This is a genomic window from Candidatus Paceibacterota bacterium, from assembly GCA_041661305.1.
GTDB lineage: Bacteria > Patescibacteriota > Minisyncoccia > Phycocordibacterales > VMEP01 > VMEP01.
In genome coordinates, this window is record JBAZUR010000002.1 from 84,013 (window position 1) to 110,258 (window position 26,246).

Below are 26,246 nucleotides of genomic sequence, written 5' to 3' on the forward strand. Positions count from 1 at the left end.
TATATGAAAAAAGGAAATTCAAAAACTGAACTTCGAGCGAGACGACACAAAAAAATTCGTTCTCAAGTTTCTGGCACAATCGAGCGCCCACGTCTCGCTGTATATAAATCAAACCAGTATCTTTATGCTCAGGTTATTGACGATGTTTCTGGTAAGACAATTGCCCAAGCCTCAGATATTACAATGAAGGGAAAGACAAAAACCGAAAGAGCAAAGCAGGTTGGTGTTGAAATAGCAAAAAATGCTCTCGCTAAAAAGGTTAGCAAGGTCGTTTTCGATAGGGGCGGATTTAGTTACACTGGACGTATTAAGATGCTTGCCGAAGCGGCTCGCGAAGGTGGTCTTCAATTTTAATTTTCAAATATATGACGAACGAAGAAACAACTAAAGAAGAAATTGTAAACGCTGACGTAGCGGCTGTTATTCCTGATGCAGTAGCACCAGTTACAGCAACGACAGAGGAGCGTCCTAAGACAAGAAACGATTTCTCTGGGCGTCGAGATGCCGGAAAAAAGAAAGGTGGCTCACGTCCATTTAGAAAAGGCTTTGAAAGAGTTAAGCCAGAGTTTGATCACAAAATAATAAATATTCGTCGTGTTGCTCGTGTTGTGGCAGGAGGTCGCCGCTTTAGTTTTAGCGTTGTTCTTGTTGCTGGAGATCGAAAGGGAACAGTTGGTGTTGGTATGGGTAAGGCCGGAGATACAGCACTCGCAATCGAAAAGGCAATGCGCTCCGCTAAGAAGAATATGTTCAAGATTGCCTTAAACAAGAAAATGTCTATTCCTCATGATGTTGAAGCAAAATATTCAAGTGGTACGGTTATGCTTATGCCAAACAAATCTCGTGGACTTATTGCTGGTTCGGCTGTACGTATTGTCGCCGATTTGGGAGGAGTTAAGGATATTACTGGAAAAGTTTTTTCCGGAAGTAAGAACTCATTGAATATTGCCATGGCAACAGTTAAAGCGTTGAAAATGTTGAAAACAACAAGAACACACGCAGTTGTTCTAGAGGATAAGACGAATAAATAAACATCATGCAAACTCATAACGTAAAAAGAAATACCAAGAATAGAAAGAACCCAGCTGTTGGGCGTGGTGGAAAGCGTGGAAAGACTTCTGGTCGTGGTACTAAGGGTCAGAAGGCGCGTGCAGGAAACAAGAGACGCCCACAGATGAGAGATACAATTAAGAAAATTCCAAAGCGTCGTGGATATGGTATGAACCGTGCTCGCACAGTTAACTCCTCGGTTGTTCCAGCAGCTGTTGTGAATATTGATCTTCTTGAAAAGAGATTCCAGGCTGGTTCAGTAATAACTCCAGAAGTTCTTGTAGAAAATAAGCTTATCAGACGAGTTTCAGGAAAATTCCCTCCAGTTAAGATTTTAGCTAGAGGAACACTCACAAAGAATTTTTCTTTCAAGGGTTGTTTAGTTTCAGCAAAAGCCAAAGAAATAATCGAAACAGTCGGGGGAACAGTAGCCTAATAAAAATTTCATGGACGCATTCATAAACAAGCTCAAAATCATAATCGGCGACAGGGCTCTTTTAAAGCGCATCCTTTTTGTTGTTTTTATGTTGTTTGTTTTCCGTGTCTTGGCAGCTATTCCAATTCCTGGTGTTGACCCACTTCGTCTTGCTCAGTTTTTTGATCAGAGTCAGTTTCTAGGATTGCTTAATATTTTTTCTGGAGGTGGTTTAGCTACTTTATCGATTGTTATGCTTGGTGTTGGACCGTACATCACAGCGTCAATCATCATGCAGCTTTTGACAATAATGGTGCCAAGTTTAAAGCAGATGTACCACGAAGAAGGTGATTTGGGGCGCCGTAAGTTTACACAATACTCACGACTCATAACTCTCCCTCTCGCACTTATCCAAGGTTTTAGCTTGCTCGTTTTGCTTGAAAGACAGGGAATAGTTGAACATCTTACAATCTTTAGTCAGATGACTAATCTCATTGTTATCACCGCCGGTACAGTCTTATTGATGTGGCTCGGTGAACTTATTTCTCAGTACGGTATTGGTAACGGAGTTTCATTGATTATTTTTGCCGGTATTGTTTCTAGTATACCTTCAAGTATTAGCCAAATATTATTCACCTTTGATGTTTCTCAGATTCCTCTATATCTAGCCTTTTTGTTCGCAGGACTTTTGATAGTTGCTGGTGTTGTCTTTGTGACAGAAGCAGAGCGCCCACTTCCAGTAACGTACGCAAAGCGTGTTCGTGGAGCAAAAATGTTTGGTGGAGTTTCAACATATTTGCCTTTGCGAATAAACCAAGCTGGTGTTATTCCAATAATTTTCGCCCTATCAATTCTTCTTTTCCCTCAGATGATTGGTGCGTTTTTGGCAACATTCAGTAACGGGATAGTTCAGAAAATTTCTTCAATTTTACTTTCGTTTTCTCAGAACAGCTGGCTTTACGGAATCTTCTACTTCGTTTTTGTTTTTCTTTTCACTTACTTTTATACAGCGGTTACTTTCGACCCAGATTCAATTGCAACCAATTTGCAAAAGAACGGAGCATTTATTCCTGGTGTTCGCCCTGGTCAATCAACGTCTGAGTATATTGCAAAGATTCTAAATCGAATCACCCTTTTTGGTGCACTTTTCCTTGGCGCTATCGCTGTTTTGCCACTTATAATGCAAGGTCTTACTGGTATCACGACACTCGCAATCGGTGGTACTGCACTCCTTATTGTTGTTTCTGTTGTTCTTGATTTGGTTAAAAAAATCGACGCTCAGGTTTCAATGAGAGAGTACTAAGAAGGTAGCAAGTAGCTTTTAGGCGACTAGCTTCATTAGATAAGAAGATAAGAGAAATTAAGACTATTTGCTGATTAATCTAATCCAGCTATCTTGCTACTTAATATTTTGATAGGATTTACAAAGCTAATAACTAATACGCTAACTAAAATGGATTTACAAACTTTTATATTTATCGGCCGCTCTGGATGTGGCAAAGGAACCCAAGTTGAGTTGTTGAAAAAATATGTGGAGGAACATGATTCTGAAAAGAGACCGAGTTATTATCTTGAAACAGGCGCGCGCTTTAGAGACTTTCTTTCCAAGGATGGATACTCAAATGTTTTGGCTAGGGAAATTGCCGAGAAAGCTGAATTACAACCATCTTTTTTGGCTGTTTGGATGTGGGCAAATAATTTTTTGGAGAATATAAAAGGAGGCGAACATATTTTTATTGATGGCACACCAAGAACGTTACCTGAGACATATATCTTGGAGACGGCGTTAAATTTCTACAATCGTGGGAGGGCCAAGGTAATCTACCTTAATGTTTCTCGTGAGGAATCAGAAAAAAGACTTGCTCTTCGAGGAAGAAATGATGATAAAAAAATTGGTGACATCGAGAAAAGACTTAATTGGTTTGATAGCGATGTTGTTCCTGCTGTTATGTATTTGAGTCAGAGCAAAAATCATGATTTTTTTGACATAGATGCTGAACAGTCAGTGGAAGATGTTTACAAGGAGATTATTGCAAAAATTTTTAATGTCTAATTTTTAATTTTTAAATAATTTCCTAATGTTTTAATTTAAAAATTGACTCATTGATACATTATTTTAAAATTTGAAATTAAAAACTGTAAATTACTTTTCATGGCAACGATAATAACAACCGAAGAAGAGAAAGACATTGTTCGCGAAGGAGGGAAACGCCTCGGGCTAATTCTTCAGGTATTGGCTTCTTCTGCAAAAGCCGGAGTTACGACAAAAGAACTGGATCAAATTGCTTACAAACTAATTACAAAAGAAGGGGATAAGCCAGCTTTTTTGAACTACACACCAGATGGTTCTGATAGACCATATCCCGCAACACTATGCATCTCGGTTAATAGTGAGGTTGTTCACGGGATTCCTGGAAGCCGTGTTTTAAGAGATGGAGATATCGTTGGGCTTGATTTAGGTCTCTCTCACAAAGGACTTTATGTCGATAGTGCGGTAACTGTCGCTGTTGGGGAGATTGATGATGTGTCAAAAAGACTTATTGAGACGACAAGAGAAGCCCTCGTACGAGGGATGAATGTTGTGAAGGCGGGAGCAAGAATTGGCGATATTGGTGAAGTTATCGAAAGATACGTAAAAACTGAAGGTTTCGCCATTGTTAAAATTTTGGGTGGACACGCGCTTGGTGTGCATCCACATGAAGAACCTTACATTCCAAACTATGGCAAACGTGGGACTGGGCCACTGCTTAAAGAGGGAATGCTTATTGCGCTTGAGCCGATTGTAAATGAGGGCTCACCAAAGGTAACTTTAGACGAAAAAGACGGATACACTTTTCATACCGAAGACGGTAAGCGGTCGGCACATTTTGAACACACTTTGCTTATAACAAAAGACGGCGTAGAAATTGTGACTCTTGTGGATTAGCATTAACCTATTTTTAGAGCTACAATAATCTAAAAGAAGTATTACTTTTTAGATTATTGTGTTTATGGAAACTGTTGTTTATAAAAATAAAATAATAAGCGTTGCCTTGTTTTTAGGGACTCTTTTTATTATGCAGTTTTTGTTTCCAGCACAAACCGCAAATGTGGCGAGAGCAGGTGTTGGAGACGCGCTTTCGGGGTACGCATGGAGCGAAAACATCGGCTGGATTTCTTTTAATTGTACCAACGAAAATACGTGTGCAACGTCTAATTATGGAGTTAATGTTTTAGATGGTAATTTTTCGGGGTACGCATGGAGCGAAAACATCGGCTGGATTTCTTTTAATAGTGCTGATGTTTCAGGGTGTCCTTCCTCTCCATGTTCCCCAGTAATTAATCTTTCCACTGGTTTGGTTTCAGGATGGGCGAAGGCTCTCTCGGCGAGTGGTGGTTGGGACGGCTGGATAAAATTATCTGGAACAGCTACAAACGGTAGTCCTTATGGGGTATCTTTTTCCGGTACCTCAGCGTCTGGTTATTCGTGGGGGTCTGATGTTATTGGCTGGATTTCATGGAGTGGTAGTGGTTACGGCGTAACTAGTTTAGTTGATCCATTAAACGAAGCGCCAACTACGACAATCACAAGTCCAGCGATTTCGATTACAATACCCGAAAATCAATCACAGCAATTTATTGGCACAGCCACTGATCCTAATGACGGGGATACTATTTTGGCGTACGAATGGAGAATTGGTAATTGTAGTACTGGAGCCCCGGTTATCGGTAATGCTATTAATTTTGATTATGCTTTTGCTGATGACGGTGTATACACTGTTTATTTTAGGGCACAAGATAATAAAGGGGCGTGGTCAACTGATTGTCCTTCAAGAATAATAACCGTTACTGTACGTGAACCAATAAACGGAGTTTGTGGTTCGGCAAATGGAGTGCCAACCCAAAAAAAACCAACATCTAATCTTTGTAATACGGTCGGGTTGCCAGGACCCACAGTGCTACCAACAAATATTAATATTTTGCCAGAAGGCGGTACACCATCTTCATGGACATGGACTTGTGCTGGTGAATATAACGGTGCGAACGCCTCCTGTAGTTCAGTAAATGGTTCAACGGGAACTTCTTGTGGTGATGGAAAATGTCAGCCATCTAAAGGAGAAAGCCCAGCAACTTGTCGTGCTGATTGCAGAGTCAAGTTTATTGAGTTTTAAATAGTGTTATATAATACAGAAAAAAGTAATTTTTAATTTTAATAGTAAAAAACATAAATATGGATCAGCAAAAAAATACAAATCTTCGTCACGCAGAACAGTATTTAGGAGTATTGGTTTTAGGTTTTCTTCTTGGGGGAGGATTCTCGTTTACTTATTTCAACCAAGCAGGCAACAAGTCTTATCAAGAGGGTTTTGATGCAGCAAAAAAGGTTGTACTTGAAAGTAGGTTTGGCGGGGCCTTTGTTGTTCCAGACGAAATTAAGACCATTTCGGGAAAAGTTTTAGAAATTAGCGAGAATCGCATTACAATTGAGACTCAATCGAATAACCCTTTTGATGTTGTTTCTAAACGAACTGTTTTTATAGATAACGACACTAGAATATACAGTCTTTCCCAAAAAGACCCTAAGGTCATGCAATCTGAGATGGATGAATTCATGAAAGCGGTACGAGAAGGGAAGAATTCGCCACCTCCTCAGCCGTACGCAAGTAGTAAAGCAAGTATAGAAGAAATAAAAATTGGTGACATTATTAATGTTACGGCGACAAATAACGTTAAGACACTGGCGGAGTTCACGGCAAGCGAGATTCAAATCGAAGTAAAACCAATTACTCAGTAATCAAGAAGTGTAATAACATGTATAAAAAATTACTAAACGCCCTCATGTTTTCTTTTTTAGCTCTTGCTCTATCTTTCGGAGTTTCTTACGTCTCTGCGTGGACAGCGCCAACGCAATCTCCACCAAACGGAAATACACCACCGCCTATCAACACCAGCGCAACAACTCAAAACAAAGCAGGTAATTTCACTGCACCAAATCTCATCGATATTAGCTCCACAGCCCAATCAAAATCTGGAGTATTAAGTGTTGGAGGGCTCACATTACCAGCCGGAGGAATTATTGATTCAGGTGGTTCCACTGGAGATTATGGAGCAGCTACGATTAGGGGGACAAAAAATGGTTGGGGCGGAGCTAATTTTAGGGATTCGTCGAATAATAATTTGGGCACATTAATGATGCATTCTAGTTATTCTGGATTCTATAATGCTTCTCAAAATAATTGGAGGTGGTATGCGACCGAAGGTGGTAACACCTATCAACCAGGATATGTGCAGGCTAGTGATGTATATGCTGGCCGTATGTTTGCTAGTAATTATGTGCAGGCTGGTTATGTGTATGCTAGCGATGTATATGCTGGTGGGAGGTGGATGAGCAATATAGTTAGCGATACTGGTCCAGATTCAGGAACTTTATGTGGTTGGTATAGCGATGCAAGTGCTGCGTATGGATATCCGAATTCAACATGTAAAGGTTATTCCCCGGTCAGCGGTTGTCCTCCTGGGTACACGAGACAATCTGCTTTAACTCACAGTTGGTGGAACTATTACTGTACAAAAGATTAGAGTAAAAAATTATTTTTTACTCTAATATCTTTCAACTTTTCTTTATACGCGGTATCATAAACCGTAATGGTTTTAAACTTTAAAGCTGAAGGGCATGAAAAATTCACGACTCCTCAAGAGGAAATTGATTTTTTGCGTGAGCGTTTAGCACACCGAGAGCAAACTGCATCAAGAGAGAAAGAGGCACCAACAAGAGACATCCCAAAAGAAATAATTAAAGAATATTCCGAAAAACCGGTCGCCGAAGTTCTGCATCCAGAGAAAGTTATGCCAGAACAAGAAGTTGATCGCATTGTTCTAGAGCTAAAGCCAGAACAACACGATAAACAAATGGAGGAGCTTCTCGGTATCCTTATCGATAAAGGAGCCAGAAATGCTATTTCTGTCGTGGAGAAGATGGACAACCCTCACCTCACGGATGATTTTCACAGAATACTCGTTCAGTATGTTAAAAGTGCTGGAAAAATTTCAGATTTAGAAAAAGATAAACAAGTCTGGAAGGCTATTCATATGCGTCTTTATGAAATTATCCTTCCAGAAGCAACCGGCGAGAACCAAACAAGAGGATTTAAGGAGCTCGTGACGACAATGGAACAGTTTTACGCTGGAATGCTCTCTGTTTCAGACGGCCGTGACAATTTTCCTGGTAGAAATTATTTTACACTTGAGATTGCTTTATCAAATTGGAGTAGCGAGATAGTTTTTTATGCTTCGGTTTCAGAAGACAAGAGCGAACTTTTAGAAAAACAGTTACTTGGACTATACCCAGAGGCTCGTATTAGAGAGGTAAAGGACGATTACAATATTTTTAATGAAAATGGCGCTTCTGTTGGGGCGTATGGTGCATTTACAAAAAGTCAGGTCTTCCCAATAAAAACATATGCAGAATTTGATCACGACCCACTACCAGTTATCCTTAATGTTTTTTCAAAACTTAAAAAGGAGGGGGAAGGTGCAGCGATTCAGTTTTCTATCTCCCCTGTTGGCGACTACTTTCTAAAAAAATATGGCGGAGTGCTTGATCAATTAAAGCGGGGAATGTCGGCAAAAGACGCGACAGATGTTCCGTATACGGTCGGACAAGAAGTCGGCAAGTTTGCAAAAGAGCTTTTTATGGGAGTTCCGTCTCCTAAAAAAATTGACGGTAAAGACGTTATTGACGATGAAGCAATAAAACATGTTACAGAAAAAATAAGTAGTACGATTGTTAACACAAACATTAGAGTAATTGCCTCAGCTGAAACTACCGCACGAGCCGAAGAAATTTTGGGTGGTCTACAGTCCGCCTTCAATCAGTTCACAGATACACGTGGTAACGGAATAGAGTTTAAGCAATTAAAGCGTCATGATTTATTAAAACTTTTTCAAGAATTTTCTTATAGGCTTTTTTCCCAAGACTATCCATTGCCACTAAATTTAAAAGAGCTTACGACTATGTTTCATTTCCCCGAGGAAGTTTCTTCGGCTCCACAGTTGAAACAAGCCCGTTCGGCGACAGCGCCAGCTCCGCTTGATGCTCCAACCGAAGGAACACTTCTTGGTATAAACAAACACCGCGGAGAGGAGAGGAAAATTTTTGTTACTAGTGAAGATAGGATGCGCCACTTCTATGTTATTGGTCAAACTGGTACGGGTAAGACAGTAATCTTGAAGAATATGATTATTCAAGATATCAAGGCTGGACACGGTGTATGTATGATTGATCCGCACGGGACAGATATCGAAGATATTTTAGGAAGTATTCCTAGAGAGAGAGAAAAAGACGTTATTTATTTTGATCCAGCACACACCGAGCGAGTGATGGGGCTTAATATGCTTGAATATGACCTTGAGAGACCGGAACAGAAGACCTTTGTAGTTAACGAGCTTATTTCTATTTTTAACAAATTGTTTGATATGAAGGTGGCTGGTGGACCCGCCTTTGAACAATATTTTAGAAACTCAGCTCTTTTGGTGATGGAGCACCCAGAATCTGGTAATACACTTCTTGATATCGTGCGTGTTCTAGCTGATAAATCTTTTAGAGATATGAAATTGTCGTACTGTAACAATCCAGTAGTCACGCAGTTTTGGGCCAATGCAATTAAGACTAGTGGGGAACAATCGCTTGCAAACTTTGTTCCGTATATTTCAAGTAAGTTTGACCCATTTTTATCGAACGATATTATGCGTCCGGTTATCGCTCAAGAAAAATCATCTTTTAATTTCAGACAGATAATGGATGAGCGAAAAATCCTTTTAGTTAACCTGTCAAAAGGAAGACTAGGGGATTTGAATGCGCACCTGATTGGCCTTATTTTAGTCGGGAAAATCCTTATCGCAGCTCTTTCTCGTGTGGATGCTCTCGGAGAAAAATTAGCCGATTTTTATCTATATGTGGACGAGTTCCAGAATATTACTACTGATTCTATTTCCACAATTCTTTCTGAGGCGAGAAAATATAGACTATCTCTTAATCTTGCCCACCAGTTCATTGGACAGCTTGATGAAAAAACAAAAAACGCTGTTTTTGGAAACGTTGGTTCAATGGCACTGTTCCGTGTCGGTAGTGAAGATGCAGAATTTTTAGAGAAACAACTTTCACCAATTTTTTCCGCGCGAGATCTAATGAACCTAGACAATTACAACGCATATATGAAGATGTTGATGAAGGGGCAACCGGCAAGAGCCTTTAATATTGAAACAATTGCGCCAAGAGCGGGGGACTCATTTGCTGCGGCGAGAATCAAAGAAGCCTCGTATCAAAAATTTGGCGCTCCTCGTGCAGAAGTAGAGGATCATATTGTTCAAAAGTATCGTCAAACGGGAATCTAGCTGGAGTTGCGGGATGTGGTTGTTTTTTGTTAGGATAAGCCATTAAACGCTTAATTTAACCCACAATTTATGGCGCACGAGAAAAAAGAAACATCACTTATTATTTTTAAACCAGACACTCTTCAGCGTGGACTTCTTGGTGAAATGATTCACCGCTTTGAAAGAAAGGGGTTGAAGATTGTTGGTCTTAAGATGATTCAACTAGAAGATGCGATTCTTGAAGAGCACTACTCACATATAAAAGAAAAACCATTTTTTGGTGGAATAAAAAAATACATGAAGGCAACTCCAGTTGTTGTTTTGGCAATAACAGGAATTAACGCGATTACAGCTATTCGTACTGTTGTCGGACCGACAAAAGGACACGAAGCTCCAGCTGGAACTATTCGTGGAGATTTTTCAATGAGTGGTCAGTCTAATATTGTTCATGCGTCAGATTCTAAAGAATCAGCAGAAGCAGAGCTAAAAAGATTTTTCAAAGAAGGAGAATTGTTTGATTACGAACGTCCAAATTTCCCTTTTATCTACGCAGACGAAGCTTTCTAGTGTTTTTGTTTTTTAAAACAAAAATAAAAAAGCCAATTAGCCACATAAAATCAATCTATTTTGCGAATGACGATATTCGAAAATAATTTTTTAATGGGGTCAATATTGCAAACATATTTTCTGGTGATACGCTTTAAGCAGGGTTATTTGGGAGGTTATCTAGATCAAGTCATTAGTTCCGGGAGCTTTGGCTTACATTACACCTTGGTGCAGTGTAGCGGGCACCCACGTATTACTACGCTAGTGGCTAACTTCACTAAGTAACCCTAAGAAAGATTCCTGCAGGGCAGGATTTTTTCTTTTCTACTTTGAATGATAGAATAGACTGACGGAAAGAATTTTGAATATCTGTATTTGTACGAATGACCACGACCAAAAAATTAAAACTCTCATTCTATGGTGGAACTGGTGAAGTAACTGGTTCCAATTTTCTTGTTGAGGCTGGTGGTAAAAAAATATTAGTTGATTGCGGTCTATATCAAGGAAGTAAAATTGGTGACGCTAGAAATCTTAACCCGCTTTTATATAATGCCGCTGAAGTAGACGCTCTTTTTGTTACCCACGCTCATATTGACCACATTGGCCGTATTCCAAAGCTCGTTAAGGACGGCTTTCGTGGTGATATTTACTCAACGGCGCCAACAAAAGGAATTAGTGACCTTTCTTTAGTAGATAGTCTCGGTGTTTTGGGGAAAGAAGCGAAACGCGACAATCACCCTGTTATTTACCACGAGGAAGATGTTACCCGTGCGATGAAGCAATGGAAGACGGTTAAATACCATGAACCAATAGTAATTGGTGATTTTTCTGTTGTTTTCCGAGATGCCGGACATATTTTAGGCTCAGCAATGGTAGAGATTACATACAATGGTAAGAAAATTCTTTTTACTGGAGATCTTGGTAATTCTCCCGCACCATTGCTTCGTGATACCGAAGCAGTAACAGACGCAGACTACATGGTCATTGAAAGCGTTTACGGCGATAGAAATCACGAAAGCGTAGATGAAAGAAAAAAGAGAACAGAGCAGGTTATCGAAGAAACGATAAGTTCTGGGGGGGTGCTTATGATTCCAGCGTTCTCAATAGAAAGAACCCAAGATCTTTTGCTTGAAATAAATAATCTTGTTGAGAACAAAAGAATTCCGCCAATATCTATTTTTCTAGATTCACCGCTTGCAATAAAGGTGACAAAAGTTTACCGAGAGAGTCAGGATTTTTTCAACAAAGAAGCACTAGGTATTATTCATGGGGGTGATGACATTTTTAATTTCCCAGGATTAAAACTAACACCCACCACAGAAGAGTCTAAAGGAATTATTGATTACCCAAACCCAAAGATAATTATTGCGGGTTCCGGTATGTCAAACGGAGGTAGAATTGTTCACCACGAACAACATTACTTAGGTGATCCAAAGAACACCCTTTTGTTAATTGGTTATCAAGCCGCTGGTACACCAGGGAGAATGCTCCAAGAGGGAGCAAAAAAAATAAGGATAAATGGTGAAGATATCGATGTTCGAGCACGCATCGTGAACATTTCTGGGTACTCTGCTCATAAAGACGGTGATCATTTATTCAAATTTGTAAAAGCGACTGCGGATACTCTAAAAACAATTTTTGTGGTTCACGGTGAACCAAAGACAACTATGTTTTTTGTTCAGCGGTTGCGTGATTATTTGGGTCTTAATGCTTATGCTCCACAAGCGGGTGAGTCCGTAGAACTTGATTTCTGATATAATTAAAAAAATAAAAATATATGGAAGAAAACGATAAGCATTTTCACAACAGAATAAGATTATGTGTTTCTGGGGCCGCCGAGACAGCGCACTGTGGTATTGGAGCATTGGAAAAAGCGAAAGCACTTGGTAAAGAAATTGCACTACAAGGAGCTATTTTAGAAAACGGAGCAACGACAGGGTTTCCTTTGTGGGCAGCGATGGGTTCCAAAGAAGTAAGTGGTATCGTTGTTGGGTTTTCTCCCGCAGCAAACGAAAAAGAGCATCGTGAAGTCTACAGATTGCCGGTTGATTACCATGACATAATTGTCTATACAGGGTTTGGCTATTCTGGTCGCGATCTTCTTTTAACCCGCTCAGCTGAAGCAATTATCATTGGTTGTGGGCGTATTGGCACTGTCCATGAATTTACTATTGCTTATGAAGACGATAAGCCAATAGGCATCTTACAAGGCGATTGGGATATGGATGAAGTTATAAAAAACATTATGGATAAAAGTAATCGTGTAAATAATAAGATTATTTTTGAATCCGATCCAAAAATCCTTGTTCAAAAAGTTATAGAGCAAGTTAAAAAAGACAGGTCAGCACGAGGGGAGACAACTAGACTACCGGAAGTATTAAGCGACGAGGAGTTACTAAAAGCTCAACAACAAGAAAGACTAAAGCAGTAATGGTTAAAAGAAAAATAAAAAAATCCGCGTGAAGCGGATTTTTTTATTTTTTAAAACGGAATTACTTTGATGTTGCGAATTCTACGAGGCGCTTGAAACTCTCTGGCTTTGTGTCAGCAATGTCTGACATAACTTTTCGGTCAATTTCAATATTCTTTGTTTTAAGTATATTAATGAATTTACTGTAAGAAAGACCGTAAGGACGAATTGCAGCATTGATACGTACTGTCCAAAGACGGCGATAGTCATTTTTCTTATCCTTACGATGAGCAAAAGAATACTTTCCTGCGTGAACCAAAGCCTCGTGTGCCATTGCTTCTTTGGTTGAACGGCCGAAACGAAAACCCTTTACCTTTTGAAGGACATTACGTCTTGTTTTATTGGCTGTGACTCCTCTTTTTACTCTTGTCATATTATTTAATTATTTTTGTTTTAATCCAGGCAAGAAGCGACTTTTTTCTTTATTGGTCATAGAAAATTCCACACCGCGTTTTCCAGCGAGTTGTTTTGAACGGCTCTGCTTAGCATTAAAATGGTTAAACCCTGGCTTGCGCCCTATGATTTTACCGTTCTTCGTTACGCGAAGTCTTTTTGTTATTGATTTATTTGTTTTTGTCATTTTCTAGTTTTTCTGTTGCTCCTGCGTTTTTACCCTCTCTTTCTAGAACAATGCTATACCCCTTCTGCGCTTTTTTGAAAGGATCTGCAACTTTATAGTTTTCGCTAATTAGAACAAGAATGCGTTCAAGACGGCTTTTTAGGAACTTTTCATCCATGTATTTTGCCCTTCCTGCGAGATAGAGGTCCGCCCTGACGCGGTGCCCGTCTTTAAGCCATTCAGACACTTTCTTAGCCTTAATGCCTAAATCGTGCTCAGATGTGCCGATTTTGACCTGAACGGTCTTGGTCTCGGTCACATGAGCGTGGGCCTTAATCTTCTTGTTTTTCTTGCTCTGCTCGTACTGAAATTTACCATAATCCATTATTTTTGCAACCGGTGGGACTATGTCAGGCGATATTTCAATCAAATCCAACCCCTTCTCCTTTGCTCGTGCCAAGGCGTCAACGAACGACATAACGCCTAGATTGCCGTCCTCGGCATCAATAACGCGTAGCTCCTGGGCTCTTATTTGGTTGTTTATACGGAGTTTAACGGACACGTGTTTAATTTGATTGCTGAATTGTAGCTTGAAAGGGGGGAATAATCAATATACCGTTGAGCTTATACTCATAAAATACACGCATAAAATTCTGCTGAATTTTTGCTCTGCTCGGCCCGTCGGCCTGTGCAAGATATTTTATGGGTATAAGCGGATAATAAAATGCCTAAAACAAGATTTGGTGGACCATACCGGATTCGAACCGGTCGCCTCGTCCATGCCATGGACGCGCTCTACCAAATGAGCTAATGGCCCTAAAACATTTGTTCGAGCGAACAAATTCAAACGAAATTGTTTTAGCCCTAAAAATATTCGAACACTATATCAAACCGACACCTCTCAATACAAACAAAAACAACCTCGACTTTCGAAGAGGTTGTTTTTGTTTGTTACTTTTAAGACTATTTCTTTGAAGGAAGGATTTTGTACATTCCAGTTCCACACACTGTACACGTACCTTTTGCGGCAGGACGGCCAGGTTTGATTTCAACCTCTTGAACATCCTTCATTTCACGCTTTTCCTTACACTTCACACAATACCCAATTATTTTTTCATCCATAGTTATATAGTCTAGCGTATTTTGAGAGAAATGCACTAGTTGGGTATAAATAGAGGGGATTTCTCAGTTTGACCTTTGTTTAATTATGATGTAGTACTATGTGCAGTTGTTTCAAATTTTTCAACCAGGTTTGATAAAAAGAGGAAAACAAAATGTACCTTTCAACTCGCGGTAAGGCACCGGCAGTCAATTTCGCAGACACAGTGCTTGCAGGATTGGCGCCAGACGGAGGGCTATATGTTCCGGAGAAGTTTTTCCGGGCCAATGAGGGAGATTTCCGGCTACACGCCAGCGGTTCGTATCAGGATGTCGCTCGTTTCGTGATGGAGCAATTTGCTCCCGACATCAATAGGAGCAAACTTTGGGGGGCAATAGCGAAAGCTTATACCCCGGAGGTCTTCAAGAACGTCGCTGGTCCAGGTTTCGAAGTGGCAAGTGATATTGTTCCGGTGCGCGACCTTGGGCGAGAGATGTATCTTGCCAGGCTGAGCAATGGGCCGACTTTGGCGTTCAAGGATTTGCCTCTGCAGTTGCTCGGGCATCTTTTCGAAGTTGTTCTCGGGCGCAACAAGAAGCTCAACCTTCTCGGCGCGACCTCGGGGGACACCGGCTCGGCGGCTATTCACGCAATGCTTGGGAGAAAAGGCATCCGTGTCTTTATGCTCTCTCCGCATGGCAAGATGAGCCAGTTTCAGGCTGCTCAGATTTTGAGCGTCAACGATCCGGCAGTTCACAACATTTCGATTCGCGGGTCGTTCGACGATTGCCAAGATGTGGTCAAGGCGGTCAATGCCGATGCCGGTTTCAAAGAGATGTACAGCATCGGTGCCGTGAACTCAATCAACTGGGCGCGTATTGCAGCTCAAGTCCCTTACTACTTCTGGGTTTACTCCCGGGTTCGTGGTGGTGATGGTGGAGTAATCGACGTTGCTGTCCCGACAGGGAACTACGGCAATATTTACGCGGCGTGGGTAGCGAAAATGATGGGGGTGCCGATTCGTCGGCTGATTCTCGCGACCAACGAAAATGACGTGCTTCACGAGTTTTTCACGACGGGCATTTACAAGCCCCGAGAGAAGACACTCGTGACGTCGAGTCCTTCGATGGACATCACCAAGGCATCGAATTTCGAACGATTCATCTACGATGTCTTTGGTGGCGATGCGGACAAGGTTTCGAAGTTGTGGAAAGCGCTCGACAAGTCGGGGCAGTTTGATTTGTCGCACAGGATATCGGCCATTCGGGCGAAGTCCGGCATCACTTCTTTTGCCACGCGTCAGAGGCAGGCGAACGAAGCAATCTTGCGTATCTTCAATAGCACTGGGGTTATCATCGACCCGCACACTGCGGTCGCGATGTATGCTGCAATCGGCATGAAACATCCGGGAGTGCCGATGGTTGTGATGGAAACAGCGCAACCGTGCAAGTTTGATGACGCAGTAAAGAAGGCGCTCGGCCTCACAGCGAAACCGCCGGCCGGCATGGAAGGGCTTTTGTCCGCTGAAAAGTTCTTCACGCTGATGGATCCCGATCCCGAAAAGGTGAAGGATCTAATCCGTGCCTACGCGTAATTTTTGCAGGATTTCAAACCTGGCCCTCGGGCCAGGTTTTTTTGTTTGGGGAATATATAAAATAAAAAAGATGGCACTTTGCGGTGCCATCTTCTGCTTTGCTTGCTACCGCCCTCGCGGTTTTTCGAGCGGGATGATATTCGGGTTCCTCGCTTCGGCGATGTCGCCCGTGTCGTTGACGAGTAACATTGACGAACCCTTCATTGCAAAAATCATTTCGTAGACAGTCGGCACTCGCTCTACGCGTCCTTTGCCGTCCTCACCTGGCACCCAGAACCCAGCTCGGTCTGCGCCAGTTTCTGCGCAATCCCAGCGGAGACAGCCGACAAGTTGCAACGACGGTTCTCTCTCGTAGACAACGGCATATTCGGGAATCTTGAAGTCGGCACTGACCGGTGTGTAGAGGGTAATCGGCTTGCCGATGAAAATCGGATTGCCACACCATGCACAGCGGATTGCCATCTTGGCGATGCAGTCGAGACAGTAGTCCACTGAACCCTCTTCATTTATCGGCATTTTGGTTGTGATGGTGTGTCCGAAGGCCGATACTTTGCCCGTGCGCTTTGTGTGATGGCCACATATCGTGGCCATGTAACGACGCAGGCTCAGTCGAGCAAGATAAAGATACAAGTCGTATCGTTTCATTCCATTCTCCTTTTCTATTTTGTGAGCGAATCTGGATTATTTCTAACACCTTATGAAGAGTTTTACAATTGGGGGGTGCTTGTGTTTTTGGGGGAGAGGGGTAGAGTTTAGGGATGGAGAAATTAAAATATCTTTTATTTCTTGCAGGTGTGGGATTCTTGTACGGGATAGCTTCGTTAGCTTTTCTGGCTATGTTTCTGCAATGGACCTTGGAAGTAGATATTACCAAGTTTGATAAAATATACCGTCTTCTATTTCTTGTTTGGTCTGGGTGGGTAATAGGATTGCATTTTTATTTTAAAAAAGAAAAATAAAAAGATAATTAGTTTAGTAGATTGTTGGGGTGGAGATAACAAAGAGGTATGGAGAAAATTTTTAATTTTAAATATATTTTAATAATAACACTCATCCTTTTTGTCTATAGCTGGCTTTTCTTTAGGTACGAATTTTTATCTATCCAAATTACAGATAGTAATCAGTTAATAGAGAGGTGTAATCGTATCACTGGTAATTGTGAAGCATCCACTCCGCTTACCAAGGAAGGGTTAAATTCTTTATTAGGTATAAAATAATAAGACGTCCTTGGATTGGGGATTTTGTATGTTAGAAAAAGATTTTAGAAAAGATAAAAAAATTGGTATTTTAAAATATTTATATATAGCAGTTCTTTACGTTGGTGGCCTTACTTTGTTGATTACGATAGTTATTTTCCTGCTCTTGCTTCCTGGGCTTTGGTGTTGGTTTTGGGAAGGACTAATAGGTGTTCCGCAGGCATGTCTTTCCTATGAACCACAAATTTACCCATTTATGTTCTTTGCGTTTTTCGTGTTTATGTTGTGGGGCGGTGGAAAACTTCTTTTCAAAATCATCTCCGTACTTTTTGAAAATCGTTAATAAGCGAAAATCCAAGGGATGCCCTTGGATTTGGTAGTTTGATGGGGGTGTCGGTCACGAGTATTTTTTATACCGTCGTATAAAAAATCTCTCGACCCCAGCTCGCCATTTTGTCTGCTGACAAAATAGGGCTGCGCTTTTCAATTCCCCCGCGCGAGCAAAGCAGTTTGCTCGCTCATCTCCACCATAAAACAAAAGCGCCCCAAATTGGGACGCTAATGTTTTTAATGGTGGAGATGGGGGGAATTGAACCCCCGTGCAGATGATTTTCAGGTGTGAGTCTACGAGCTTAGTTTGTTTTTTGGTTTTCAACATGAAAGGTTTAAAGCAAACAAAATCCTTTCACACATATCCTCTATTTTTCAGTTAGTACTCCCGAAGATTGAAATACGCTTAGTCCGGAAATATAACGCCCGTTCACCTCTACCAGACTGCAAAGTGACGAACGACCTTCTACTTAAGTTTAGTTAAGCGAAAGCGACGGCGAAACTGTTGGCCTTAAAATAAGGAGAAACAGTTAGGCCCTGTGCATTTTTGTTTGCACTTATGTTTTGTGACGGTTTAACAAGTCATCACAGCTTGGCTCGCACACACGAGAATAGATCAGCTGTCTAAGCAAATCATCCCCGTATTTAGATTAGTCATTAGCTTGTTAGGCGCTAGGGGGTACAGGTAAGAAAAAAATTCCCCTACACCGACTAAAGACTGTTTTTCAAAGTTCTACTTATTTCACGCATGTCGTCTCGTTTTTTTAAAGTCTCGCGTTTATCAAATTTCTTTTTACCGCGAGCGATTCCGAGCGACACTTTAATCTTACCTTTTTTATTATACATCGAAAGTGGCACCATTGTCAACTTCTTCTCCTTCTCCATATGAGAGAGTTCCAATATTTCTTTTTTGGTCAAAAGAAGTTTTCTCGTGCGAAGCGGGTCGTAGCCCCCAGGCATATTTTGAGCTTGATATGGAGGGATATTTGAACCAAGCAAAAAAACTTCTCCTCCGCGGACGACAGCATAAGCTCCCTCAAGCGAGCCCTGACCACCTTTAATAGACTTAACCTCAGGGCCGAGAAGCTCAATACCGGCTTCAAAGGTTTCTGTGATTTCGTAATTAAAGCGTGCTTTTTTGTTTTCGATAAAGGAAGTCACCGGGTAATTTTAACATGAGTTATAGGTTTTTTACTTTTCCTCTTTAAAAACACGATAAAATTCTGTTGATAAGAGTCGCGCGTCAATGGACGGTCGCGCGACATGATTTCGTCTAAATCATATACTCGCATTACGCATAATTTCTTGCTAAAAATTTGCGCGACCCCGACTCGGCTCGCCAGCCTCCGCCTCTCAATTGCTTCACATGTCGCAATTGAGCATCGCGCTCCGTAATGTTTTTAAAAAGGAAAAGTCTAGATTTTTAAGAAAAATCAAAAAGATTAGTTTTTGGGTCTAAAATACCGGAGGTACACCCGAAAGACCTTGCACAGCGCGACGGCGCGAGCAGAGAAAATTTTTAGCAAAAAATTATTCGTGTCTTTCGGGTGTACCTCAAAAAAGAAGAATTTATGATAATAATGCTAAGTTCAACACTATTTAAAACTGGTGTATAATATCGAAACTATGCAAATAAAAATGCCAAAAATGAAAGGAGTAAAAGACGGAAAGGGTGATAAAAAAGAACCAAAGCCGATGACCACACTTGGTTTGGTGAGTAATATTGCTACCGCGCTTTTAATTTTTCTATTAATAACTTCACTTTATTCATATATATCTGACAACGCCAAAAAAGCAGTAGACATTCCTATTTCGGAAGTGGCTAGCTTGGTACAAGAAGGGAAGGTGAAAAAGATTTCTGTTGAAGGAGAGAAGTTGGCACTCACTCTTACAGACGACACCTTGCGTGCTTCAAAGAAGGAAGCTGAGTCAGCACTGTCAGAAACTCTTTCTCGCTATGGGGTCACCTCTGAAAAACTTTCAAAAATAGAGGTTGTTATTTCAAATGACCGTGGAGCATCATTTTGGCTTTTGAATATTTTGCCATTTCTCATTCCAATTATTTTTGTAATCTTTTTCTTTTGGTTTTTGTCTCGACAAGTAAAAGGAGCAGGTATGCAGGCCTTCACTTTCGGGCAATCAAAAGCTCGTGTCATTGATCCTCTCGACTTAAACCAGAAAGTGACATTCAAAGATGTTGCCGGAGTGAAAGAAGCAAAAGAAGAACTTCGAGAGATTGTCGATTTTTTGAAAAATCCTAAAAAGTTTTTGGATATTGGCGCGCGTATTCCAAAAGGCGTTCTTTTGATGGGTGCGCCAGGTACAGGAAAGACTTTGCTTGCTCGCGCGGTTGCAGGGGAGGCAGCGGTCCCATTCTTCTATCTTTCAGGTTCAGAGTTCGTGGAAATGTTTGTCGGCGTTGGTGCTTCTCGCGTGCGTGACCTTTTCGCAATGGCCAAAAAAGCCGCGCCAGCCATTATTTTCGTCGATGAGATTGACGCTGTCGGACGGGTACGTGGTACAGGCGTTGGTGGTGGCAACGACGAACGTGAACAGACATTAAATCAAATCTTGGTTGAGATGGATGGTTTTGAGCCGACTGAAAAAGTGATTGTCATGTCCGCGACAAACAGACCAGATGTTTTGGACCCAGCTTTGCTTCGCCCAGGTCGTTTTGATCGACGTGTGATTTTGGATTTGCCTGATCGCGATGAACGTGAAGAAATTTTGAGAATTCATAGTTTGAAAAAGCCGTTGACCGAAGATGTTAATCTCCGTGTTATCGCTGAGCGTACCCCTGGATTTTCTGGTGCTGACTTATTCTCACTTATGAACGAAGGTGCAATTTTGGCTGCCCGCGAGGTTCGTAAAAAAGTTTCGCAATATGACCTCATTCGTTCTATTGAAAAGGTGATGATGGGGCCAGAAAGAAAGAGTCATCTTCTTTCAGTTAAAGAAAAAGAAATCACCGCTTATCACGAAGCTGGACATGCTTTGCTTGCATCGGTTTTGCCATACGCTGACCCTGTGCACAAAGTTTCAATCGTTGCCCGCGGGCGTGCTGGGGGATACACTCTTAAACTTCCGATTGAAGAAAGAAAGCTCCAGTCAAAGAAAGAATTTTTGGATGACATCATTGTTTCACTTGGTGGATATGTCGCAGAAGAAACAGTTTTTGGTGACCTCACAACAGGACCATCAAACGACTTGCAGGTTGCAACCGCTCTTGCACGCGACATGGTCACGAAGTATGGAATGTCTGACAAAATGGGACCCGTGGCTCTTGAGGGTTCTGGTGGACGTGTGCTTTTTGGCACAGGTGTTTCAGACCACGGATATTCAGAAGTTGTTTCTGCAAAAATTGACGAGGAAGTTTCAAAGATAATGAACGACTCGATGAAGAAGGCGCAGACAGAAATAAAAGCAAATAGAAAAATACTTGATGCCATCGCCAAAGAACTTATCTCTGTTGAAACTATTGAACGTGAGGAGTTTGAAAAGATTCTTGTGGCTAACGGCATAATGCCAAAGAAAGGGGAAGGGATAGATATAGTTTCATAGAACAGCTAGATTTATCTATGTCGGTATGTTTTTAATGTGGATATGAATAATAAATTCTCATCTTGGAAAACTATTACAATTGGTAATTATAAAAATACCGATGAACTTAAGGAAGATATTTTGAAATTAGGATTTCGCATTGGTGACTGGGCTAACGACATACTCAATGATCCCTCCTTCGATCTGGCTTCTAAAGAAATAAAGATAGATTTAATCTGCATCACTGTTGGTGAACTTGGTTTTAAAAACGGTGCTTACCTTAAAGAAATTCAAGATAGAGCACTAAGTCTTGGTCTTAAGTACTGCCCAATGGAAGTTGGCCCTCAATTGCGCCGACAGTATATAGACCAGCCTAGACTCGAGTCTCTTCAGATAGGAATGCAATCACAGGTTGATTCAAAAGGACACAAGAGTGAATTTAGAGTTGTGCATGGAGTTGATGGTTTTATGTGGCTAGTTGGCGACCATAAACATCAAGATAATTTTTGGGAAGAAGGCGAACAGTTTATTTTTGTAAAATGATTTAAATTTTAATATCAAAATGTTATTTTGATATTTTATTTAATCTCTCCTCAATCAAATCTATTTTTCCACTGACGTTTTGATAGTGTGATTTTTTAGAAGCATAGAATTCATAATCCCTTTTGGTGTGAGAATCACCACCACCACTTTCTAGTGCTTTATATTTTTTGATCAGCTTTTTGAGCATCTCCTGCTCTTCTTTTACTTCCTTCTTATACTTTCCTTTGATTCCCAAACCATAAGTTGTTTCAAGCCCATCAATACGTTTTTGCTTGAGCAATTTTTCTACAAGCTTTGGAGGTACTTCTCTTCTTGTTGTGAAATAGTGAGCAATGAAAGCTAAACCTCCAGCATTTCGAATTAGAGTGACTGCCTCGTCTAAATCCGGCTTATCATCTATTTCAACAGAACATGGTTTGAAAGCGTGGTGTCCCAAAAAAAGACTATATGGATATTGGTACTCCCCAATAGACATCATCAAATCATATTCTTTTTTTATTTTCTCATTAGTCTTTGAGGCCTCTTTCATTTCCTCAATAGATTTTTTGAATATGGTTAAGTTTTTCTTTTTTGAAAGAAGAACAGAGACAATATGTGGTTTGCCAACGGTTCCTTCTCCAGCTTTACGGAGGCATTCTTCCGGGGTAATAGAGAGACTGTATTTCTGAAGACGAAGAACGGTTTTCTTCATTCGACTAATTCTCATTTTTGTTTGTTTATCAACAAAAGAACGAAGTTTTTTATTTTTTGGATCAACAAAAAGCCCGATTACGTGGAGGGTTCCATCGCCGTTTGTGGCGTCTTTGGGGTGTTCGGCAGAAATTTCAATACCCAAGATTGCTCGCACATCTCCTTTGTATTTATTTAGAAAGGAGATTGTTTTTTCACTCGGCAAGACATCATGGTCTGTGAACGCTAGCGTTTTATACCCAAGCTTTTCGGCGAGCGATAAAACTTCTTTGTGGCTTAACGCTCCGTCTGAGATTTTTGTGTGATTATGAAGTGATTCGATTTGTCGTTTTTTCATTTTGTGTATTTTCTGAGTCGCCAGTATAGCATATGTGAATATGTTGATTTCGACTCTTTACTTGAACTGTTTGCTCTAAAAATGTAGACTTCATCCGTGGCTGATTGAAAATATGCGTCCGTCCTTACCCGCCCGAATGGAACGAGCCCGCTCGGTACGGGCGGGGCTCAGTTGGTTACCTGCCCGAACGACTGGAATCGTTCAGTCGGGCGGGGAGCACAGAGCTTATAAATGGCAACGAGGAATAAGTGGAAGTTTACTTACATTTAGGCCGAGTGAACCGTTTATATGAATTGAAAATTTCATAGTCCGTCCTTAGCTCAGTTGGTTAGAGCACAGAGCTTATACCTCTGCGGTCCCTGGTTCGAATCCAGGAGGACGGACTATGAAATAAATCATATCCCTCTGCGGTCCCTGGTTCGAATCAGAAAAAAACAACCCTACTCAAAGTGTATCGTCGCTGTTTTTTCTGCCAATTTTTCTTTTAGTGCAGGATACTTAGAGATTTTATTTTCAAGAATAATTTTTTTAGCTTCTTCTCGCGCAGCCTCCACCATTTTCAGATTTTTCAGCGCTTCCATTCCTATATCAGAAAGACCCCACTGTTTTCCGCCAGATAATTCCCCTGGGCCACGCAGTTTCAAATCAAGCTCAGCAAGTTCAAATCCATTTTTTGCTTCTGTAATTGCTTTTAGTCTTGCTTTTGATTTTTCACCATCTGACTCTGGGAAGAGATAGCAGTACGACTGATGATTGCTTCTTTGCACACGCCCGCGAAGTTGATGGAGTTGAGCAAGACCGAACCGTTCTGCGCCCTCGATAATAATAGAAGTGGCATTTGGAATATTGACGCCAACTTCAATAACAGAAGTAGCAACAAGAATATGTATTTTACCAGCAAGGAAATCATCCATTACCTTGTCGCGAGCTTCACGCTTCATTTTGCTGTGAATGATACCGATTACCGAATCGGGGAAAACACTTTTCTTTAAGCGCTTCGCTTCGGCTATTACTGATTTTGCGTTTAGTGCCATAGCCTTATCAGGATCCGGTTCGTCTATACGAGGACAAATAATATAGGCCTGTCTTCCGCTTGTGATTTCCTCTTTTATTTTTTCGTAGACTTTATCGCGTTTTCCTTTGGTGACGATTTCGGTTATGACCTGTTTTCGTCCAGCCGGCATTTCGTCGATAAGAGTTAGGTCGAGGTCGCCATAGACCGTGAGTGCAAGTGTGCGGGGGATTGGAGTTGCTGTCATAGAAAGAAGATGTGGTGCGAAGTCATCTTTGCGAGCAAGCTTCATTCTTTGGTTTGTGCCGAAGCGATGTTGTTCATCAATAATAACGAGACCTAATCTTTTAAAAGAAACACTTTTTTGGATTAAGGCGTGCGTTCCAATCACAATTGGAATTTCTCCATTGGCTACCCATTTTAAAAATTGAGTTCGTGAAATATCAGTCCAAGAGCTTGGGTTGACCTTTGATGGAAATTTTCTACATCCAGAGCCGGTGATTAATCCGACAGCAATATTCATATGGGTGAAATATTTAATGAATGATTCGAAATGTTGAGAGGCCAATATTTCTGTTGGTGCCATGTAGGCCACTTGAAGTCGCGCGGCGCGGTTGTCTTTTGGGCTTGTGGAGATTACGGCGTAAGAAGCAGTTGCGGCAACAGCTGTTTTGCCTGAGCCAACGTCACCTTCAAGTAGTCGGGACATTGGTTTCCCGCTTTTGAAGTCTTCTAAAATATCTTTAACTGCGTTATTTTGCGCGAGAGTTGCTTCAAATGGGAAGCGCTCAATAAAAGTACGCACTTCTTTTTCACTAGGTTCAATGACGAAAGAACTATTTTTTTCAAATTCAAATTTTGCTTGTTGTCTTTGGAGTTGAATAAAAAATACTTCTTCAAAAGCAAAACGTTTGCGTGCGGCGGAAGCGTGAGATTCGTTTTTTGGATTGTGGATAAAGATAAGAGCGTCTTTGAGTGGGGGAAGTTTGTAGTGCGCCAAAATTTCATTTGGAATAGGGTCTTCCAATGTATCCAAAAAACTTGCTTGCAAAAGTTTTTTTATTGAGTGCTGGAACCACAAAGAAGAGATTCCTTTACTCTCCTCGTATACGGGAATCATGCTCTCTGTCATTACCGATTCTCCCAAAAGTCCGTTTTGAAGAGGGAGTTCCGCAACACGTTCAATGTCTGGGTTGGCGAGATATTTTGAGCCATTTCTTTCTGTAACAGTCCCGCTAACTCTCACCGAAGATTCAGCTGGAATCATTTTTGCCAGATATGGCTGATTGAACCAAACTATTTTTATTGACCCAGTGTGGTCGGTTAGGGTCCCTTCAGCCATCGGGATTTTCTTTCGAAAAGCTTTACTTGTTTTGAGGTTGGTTAGTTTGCCAAAAAAGATGACACGGTCACCAGAGCGCGAGGAGAGAATAGCTTGCGAGGAACCAAAGTCTATATATCGCGAAGGTAAATGATAGAGAAGATCTCGGACGGTTGTTAGATTTAGTTTAGTTAGGGCCTCTTTTTGCTCTTGTTTTAGTTTAAACAAAGAGGTAATTGGCGTTTTTTCTTCAAAGGATGGTTGCATGTGTTTGCTTTTAGTATAGCAAACTAGAAATTAGTTTTTCTTTTGATTATTGCCGAGAAGATTATCTTCGAAAATTGTGGTAACGAGACGTTCGATAAAGAGAAAAAGAAGTAATCCTAGAGCAAGACCAATTTCGGCGTAACGAAAATAGTTTTTGAGATGTGGTATCCATGCGCTCGCACAATAGGCGATTCCACCAACAAAGAAAACCCAAACAAGAATAGCTCTTATGTCTGCACTAAAGAATTTTTTAGTTGGTAGGTTGAGCATCCCTGTTCGAATAAGGGTGATGTGGTTGGTTCCGTAGATAAATTTTGTTACTAGGAGAAGTTTTTCTGGGCGATTTGCGATACCGTCGTCGAAACGCTTGGTTATTCTTTCAATTATTTTTGCCGGCAGTTTAGTAGGATATCGGCCGATAAATTTTCCAAGTGAATACCAAAGAAAATCTCCAATAATCGCACCGACGATAAGAAGTGGAAGGATGTATGGAAGATAGAAAAAGTTTTGCTGTGTTAAGAAGCTTGAGACGAAGATTACAATATCTCCCTCAAACATAATTAGAAAAAAAGCGCCAAGGTAAGCAGAAAATTTCCAAGCAAGAAGGTAGTTTAAAAATAGGGTTTTCATTCGTTTAGTACCGTAATTTTAACATGCCAAAAAACAAAGAGTCACTTTCTTTCTGCGGAGACGGTGGTTCGGTCACGGATATTTTTCTGCTGAAAAATTCCGCGACCCCGCCTCGCGCCGTCGCGCTCCGGCCTTCGAATCCCACACGCGAGCAAAGCAGTTTGCTCGCTCGTCTCCGTTTTTCACGGAGCTTCAAAACGGAGACGGTGGGATTCGAACCCACGGTCCCGATTAAGGGACGCCTCGTTAGCAGTGAGGTGCTTTCGACCACTCAGCCACGTCTCCATATATTGTA

The 26,246-nt window shown here is 41.1% G+C and carries 27 protein-coding genes, 3 tRNA genes and 1 other RNA gene; 19 read left to right on the forward strand and 12 right to left on the reverse strand.

The annotated features are described in order from the left end of the window. The first annotated feature begins 3 nt into the window (after positions 1–3). From rplR to WC724_03030, 13 genes are all read left to right on the forward strand, one after another. Positions 4–354 carry a 50S ribosomal protein L18 gene (gene rplR / locus WC724_02970; protein MFA6077958.1) on the forward strand — a complete coding sequence of 117 codons (351 nt, stop codon included), beginning with the start codon at positions 4–6 and terminating at the stop codon, positions 352–354. Between the two features lie 11 nt (positions 355–365). Next, positions 366–1,031, forward strand: a complete 666-nt coding sequence (locus WC724_02975; protein ID MFA6077959.1) for a 30S ribosomal protein S5 — start codon at positions 366–368, stop codon at positions 1,029–1,031. A gap of 5 nt (positions 1,032–1,036) precedes the next feature. Continuing rightward, on the forward strand, positions 1,037–1,486 hold the full coding sequence (locus WC724_02980; GenBank protein MFA6077960.1) for an uL15 family ribosomal protein: 450 nt from the start codon (positions 1,037–1,039) through the stop codon (positions 1,484–1,486). A 10-nt stretch (positions 1,487–1,496) separates the two neighbouring features. Continuing rightward, a complete protein-coding gene (gene secY / locus WC724_02985) occupies positions 1,497–2,768 on the forward strand; it encodes a preprotein translocase subunit SecY (GenBank protein ID MFA6077961.1) in 1,272 nt (423 codons plus the stop codon). Between the two features lie 150 nt (positions 2,769–2,918). Further along, complete coding sequence (locus tag WC724_02990) at positions 2,919–3,518, forward strand: nucleoside monophosphate kinase (GenBank protein ID MFA6077962.1); 600 nt, start codon at positions 2,919–2,921, stop codon at positions 3,516–3,518. Positions 3,519–3,617: 99 nt separating this feature from the next. After that, the gene (gene map, locus WC724_02995; protein ID MFA6077963.1) at positions 3,618–4,391 is read left to right on the forward strand and encodes a type I methionyl aminopeptidase; all 774 of its coding nucleotides are present in this window, start codon (positions 3,618–3,620) and stop codon (positions 4,389–4,391) included. Positions 4,392–4,455: 64 nt separating this feature from the next. Further along, the gene (locus tag WC724_03000) at positions 4,456–5,616 is read left to right on the forward strand and encodes a PKD domain-containing protein (GenBank protein MFA6077964.1); all 1,161 of its coding nucleotides are present in this window, start codon (positions 4,456–4,458) and stop codon (positions 5,614–5,616) included. A gap of 59 nt (positions 5,617–5,675) precedes the next feature. Further along, on the forward strand, positions 5,676–6,239 hold the full coding sequence (locus WC724_03005) for a hypothetical protein (protein ID MFA6077965.1): 564 nt from the start codon (positions 5,676–5,678) through the stop codon (positions 6,237–6,239). Between the two features lie 17 nt (positions 6,240–6,256). After that, positions 6,257–7,024: a hypothetical protein gene (locus WC724_03010; GenBank protein ID MFA6077966.1), complete on the forward strand. Its 768-nt coding sequence runs from the start codon at positions 6,257–6,259 to the stop codon at positions 7,022–7,024. Between the two features lie 66 nt (positions 7,025–7,090). Continuing rightward, entirely contained in the window at positions 7,091–9,838 is a 2,748-nt protein-coding gene (locus WC724_03015; GenBank protein MFA6077967.1) for a type IV secretory system conjugative DNA transfer family protein, read from the forward strand. A 69-nt stretch (positions 9,839–9,907) separates the two neighbouring features. Beyond that, the gene (gene ndk, locus WC724_03020; GenBank protein ID MFA6077968.1) at positions 9,908–10,384 is read left to right on the forward strand and encodes a nucleoside-diphosphate kinase; all 477 of its coding nucleotides are present in this window, start codon (positions 9,908–9,910) and stop codon (positions 10,382–10,384) included. A gap of 362 nt (positions 10,385–10,746) precedes the next feature. Next, positions 10,747–12,117 (forward strand): MBL fold metallo-hydrolase, encoded by a 1,371-nt coding sequence (locus WC724_03025; protein MFA6077969.1) that lies wholly within the window; start codon positions 10,747–10,749, stop codon positions 12,115–12,117. 23 nt (positions 12,118–12,140) lie between these two features. Continuing rightward, positions 12,141–12,794, forward strand: coding sequence for a hypothetical protein (locus WC724_03030; GenBank protein MFA6077970.1), 654 nt, complete (start codon positions 12,141–12,143; stop codon positions 12,792–12,794). Between the two features lie 61 nt (positions 12,795–12,855). On the opposite strand, the gene rplT is transcribed toward WC724_03030, so the two are convergent. The 5 genes from rplT to WC724_03055 all read right to left on the reverse strand — a co-directional run bounded on the left by rplT (position 12,856) and on the right by WC724_03055 (position 14,514). Next, positions 12,856–13,206, reverse strand: a complete 351-nt coding sequence (gene rplT / locus WC724_03035) for a 50S ribosomal protein L20 (protein MFA6077971.1) — start codon at positions 13,204–13,206, stop codon at positions 12,856–12,858. Positions 13,207–13,215: 9 nt separating this feature from the next. Beyond that, positions 13,216–13,413, reverse strand: a complete 198-nt coding sequence (locus WC724_03040; protein MFA6077972.1) for a hypothetical protein — start codon at positions 13,411–13,413, stop codon at positions 13,216–13,218. Next, entirely contained in the window at positions 13,397–13,954 is a 558-nt protein-coding gene (gene infC, locus WC724_03045) for a translation initiation factor IF-3 (GenBank protein ID MFA6077973.1), read from the reverse strand. Before infC ends, WC724_03040 begins: the two co-directional genes overlap by 17 nt. A gap of 179 nt (positions 13,955–14,133) precedes the next feature. Beyond that, positions 14,134–14,209 (reverse strand) — tRNA-Ala (locus tag WC724_03050). Positions 14,210–14,355: 146 nt separating this feature from the next. After that, positions 14,356–14,514, reverse strand: coding sequence for a DUF5679 domain-containing protein (locus tag WC724_03055; GenBank protein ID MFA6077974.1), 159 nt, complete (start codon positions 14,512–14,514; stop codon positions 14,356–14,358). Positions 14,515–14,666: 152 nt separating this feature from the next. On the opposite strand from WC724_03055, the gene thrC reads away from it, so the two are divergent. Further along, positions 14,667–16,085, forward strand: coding sequence for a threonine synthase (gene thrC, locus WC724_03060; GenBank protein ID MFA6077975.1), 1,419 nt, complete (start codon positions 14,667–14,669; stop codon positions 16,083–16,085). A gap of 105 nt (positions 16,086–16,190) precedes the next feature. On the opposite strand, the gene WC724_03065 is transcribed toward thrC, so the two are convergent. Continuing rightward, positions 16,191–16,730: a hypothetical protein gene (locus tag WC724_03065; protein ID MFA6077976.1), complete on the reverse strand. Its 540-nt coding sequence runs from the start codon at positions 16,728–16,730 to the stop codon at positions 16,191–16,193. Between the two features lie 113 nt (positions 16,731–16,843). Between WC724_03065 and WC724_03070 the strand changes: the two genes are divergently transcribed. Both WC724_03070 and WC724_03075 read left to right on the forward strand, forming a co-directional pair. Beyond that, positions 16,844–17,044, forward strand: coding sequence for a hypothetical protein (locus WC724_03070; GenBank protein MFA6077977.1), 201 nt, complete (start codon positions 16,844–16,846; stop codon positions 17,042–17,044). Positions 17,045–17,330: 286 nt separating this feature from the next. Continuing rightward, positions 17,331–17,624, forward strand: a complete 294-nt coding sequence (locus WC724_03075; GenBank protein ID MFA6077978.1) for a hypothetical protein — start codon at positions 17,331–17,333, stop codon at positions 17,622–17,624. A 228-nt stretch (positions 17,625–17,852) separates the two neighbouring features. Here the strand turns inward: WC724_03075 and ssrA are convergent. Both ssrA and smpB read right to left on the reverse strand, forming a co-directional pair. After that, positions 17,853–18,252: a transfer-messenger RNA gene (gene ssrA, locus WC724_03080) on the reverse strand. 70 nt (positions 18,253–18,322) lie between these two features. Beyond that, on the reverse strand, positions 18,323–18,772 hold the full coding sequence (gene smpB / locus WC724_03085; protein ID MFA6077979.1) for an SsrA-binding protein SmpB: 450 nt from the start codon (positions 18,770–18,772) through the stop codon (positions 18,323–18,325). A gap of 465 nt (positions 18,773–19,237) precedes the next feature. Here smpB and ftsH point away from each other — a divergent pair, with 465 nt between their 5' ends. Both ftsH and WC724_03095 read left to right on the forward strand, forming a co-directional pair. Continuing rightward, complete coding sequence (gene ftsH / locus WC724_03090; GenBank protein MFA6077980.1) at positions 19,238–21,172, forward strand: ATP-dependent zinc metalloprotease FtsH; 1,935 nt, start codon at positions 19,238–19,240, stop codon at positions 21,170–21,172. Positions 21,173–21,214: 42 nt separating this feature from the next. Next, the gene (locus tag WC724_03095) at positions 21,215–21,694 is read left to right on the forward strand and encodes a hypothetical protein (protein ID MFA6077981.1); all 480 of its coding nucleotides are present in this window, start codon (positions 21,215–21,217) and stop codon (positions 21,692–21,694) included. A gap of 22 nt (positions 21,695–21,716) precedes the next feature. Here WC724_03095 and WC724_03100 read toward each other — a convergent pair whose 3' ends face one another. After that, positions 21,717–22,721, reverse strand: coding sequence for a PHP domain-containing protein (locus WC724_03100; GenBank protein ID MFA6077982.1), 1,005 nt, complete (start codon positions 22,719–22,721; stop codon positions 21,717–21,719). A 309-nt stretch (positions 22,722–23,030) separates the two neighbouring features. On the opposite strand from WC724_03100, the gene WC724_03105 reads away from it, so the two are divergent. Then, positions 23,031–23,104 (forward strand) — tRNA-Ile (locus tag WC724_03105). A 57-nt stretch (positions 23,105–23,161) separates the two neighbouring features. Here WC724_03105 and recG read toward each other — a convergent pair. The 3 genes from recG to WC724_03120 all read right to left on the reverse strand — a co-directional run bounded on the left by recG (position 23,162) and on the right by WC724_03120 (position 26,236). Then, positions 23,162–25,321 carry an ATP-dependent DNA helicase RecG gene (gene recG / locus WC724_03110; protein MFA6077983.1) on the reverse strand — a complete coding sequence of 720 codons (2,160 nt, stop codon included), beginning with the start codon at positions 25,319–25,321 and terminating at the stop codon, positions 23,162–23,164. Positions 25,322–25,351: 30 nt separating this feature from the next. Then, positions 25,352–25,951 (reverse strand): VTT domain-containing protein, encoded by a 600-nt coding sequence (locus WC724_03115; protein MFA6077984.1) that lies wholly within the window; start codon positions 25,949–25,951, stop codon positions 25,352–25,354. A 198-nt stretch (positions 25,952–26,149) separates the two neighbouring features. Further along, positions 26,150–26,236, reverse strand: a tRNA-Ser gene (locus WC724_03120). Between the last annotated feature and the right edge of the window lie 10 nt (positions 26,237–26,246).

Excerpts from the sequence above, each read along its gene's own strand:
- WC724_03025 (MFA6077969.1), top strand. The coding sequence starts at position 10,747 with ATGACCACGACCAAAAAATTAAAACTCTCATTCTATGGTGGAACTGGT.
- WC724_03115 (MFA6077984.1), bottom strand. The coding sequence starts at position 25,951 with ATGAAAACCCTATTTTTAAACTACCTTCTTGCTTGGAAATTTTCTGCT.
- WC724_02975 (MFA6077959.1), top strand. The coding sequence starts at position 366 with ATGACGAACGAAGAAACAACTAAAGAAGAAATTGTAAACGCTGACGTA.
- WC724_03005 (MFA6077965.1), top strand. The coding sequence starts at position 5,676 with ATGGATCAGCAAAAAAATACAAATCTTCGTCACGCAGAACAGTATTTA.
- WC724_03065 (MFA6077976.1), bottom strand. The coding sequence starts at position 16,730 with ATGAAACGATACGACTTGTATCTTTATCTTGCTCGACTGAGCCTGCGT.
- recG (MFA6077983.1), bottom strand. The coding sequence starts at position 25,321 with ATGCAACCATCCTTTGAAGAAAAAACGCCAATTACCTCTTTGTTTAAA.
- ftsH (MFA6077980.1), top strand. The coding sequence starts at position 19,238 with ATGCAAATAAAAATGCCAAAAATGAAAGGAGTAAAAGACGGAAAGGGT.
- WC724_03070 (MFA6077977.1), top strand. The coding sequence starts at position 16,844 with ATGGAGAAATTAAAATATCTTTTATTTCTTGCAGGTGTGGGATTCTTG.
- WC724_03015 (MFA6077967.1), top strand. The coding sequence starts at position 7,091 with ATGGTTTTAAACTTTAAAGCTGAAGGGCATGAAAAATTCACGACTCCT.
- WC724_03100 (MFA6077982.1), bottom strand. The coding sequence starts at position 22,721 with ATGAAAAAACGACAAATCGAATCACTTCATAATCACACAAAAATCTCA.
- WC724_03095 (MFA6077981.1), top strand. The coding sequence starts at position 21,215 with ATGAATAATAAATTCTCATCTTGGAAAACTATTACAATTGGTAATTAT.
- WC724_03075 (MFA6077978.1), top strand. The coding sequence starts at position 17,331 with ATGTTAGAAAAAGATTTTAGAAAAGATAAAAAAATTGGTATTTTAAAA.
- thrC (MFA6077975.1), top strand. The coding sequence starts at position 14,667 with ATGTACCTTTCAACTCGCGGTAAGGCACCGGCAGTCAATTTCGCAGAC.
- WC724_02990 (MFA6077962.1), top strand. The coding sequence starts at position 2,919 with ATGGATTTACAAACTTTTATATTTATCGGCCGCTCTGGATGTGGCAAA.
- rplR (MFA6077958.1), top strand. The coding sequence starts at position 4 with ATGAAAAAAGGAAATTCAAAAACTGAACTTCGAGCGAGACGACACAAA.
- WC724_03030 (MFA6077970.1), top strand. The coding sequence starts at position 12,141 with ATGGAAGAAAACGATAAGCATTTTCACAACAGAATAAGATTATGTGTT.
- ndk (MFA6077968.1), top strand. The coding sequence starts at position 9,908 with ATGGCGCACGAGAAAAAAGAAACATCACTTATTATTTTTAAACCAGAC.
- rplT (MFA6077971.1), bottom strand. The coding sequence starts at position 13,206 with ATGACAAGAGTAAAAAGAGGAGTCACAGCCAATAAAACAAGACGTAAT.
- WC724_03010 (MFA6077966.1), top strand. The coding sequence starts at position 6,257 with ATGTATAAAAAATTACTAAACGCCCTCATGTTTTCTTTTTTAGCTCTT.
- WC724_03040 (MFA6077972.1), bottom strand. The coding sequence starts at position 13,413 with ATGACAAAAACAAATAAATCAATAACAAAAAGACTTCGCGTAACGAAG.
- WC724_02980 (MFA6077960.1), top strand. The coding sequence starts at position 1,037 with ATGCAAACTCATAACGTAAAAAGAAATACCAAGAATAGAAAGAACCCA.
- map (MFA6077963.1), top strand. The coding sequence starts at position 3,618 with ATGGCAACGATAATAACAACCGAAGAAGAGAAAGACATTGTTCGCGAA.
- WC724_03055 (MFA6077974.1), bottom strand. The coding sequence starts at position 14,514 with ATGGATGAAAAAATAATTGGGTATTGTGTGAAGTGTAAGGAAAAGCGT.
- WC724_03000 (MFA6077964.1), top strand. The coding sequence starts at position 4,456 with ATGGAAACTGTTGTTTATAAAAATAAAATAATAAGCGTTGCCTTGTTT.
- secY (MFA6077961.1), top strand. The coding sequence starts at position 1,497 with ATGGACGCATTCATAAACAAGCTCAAAATCATAATCGGCGACAGGGCT.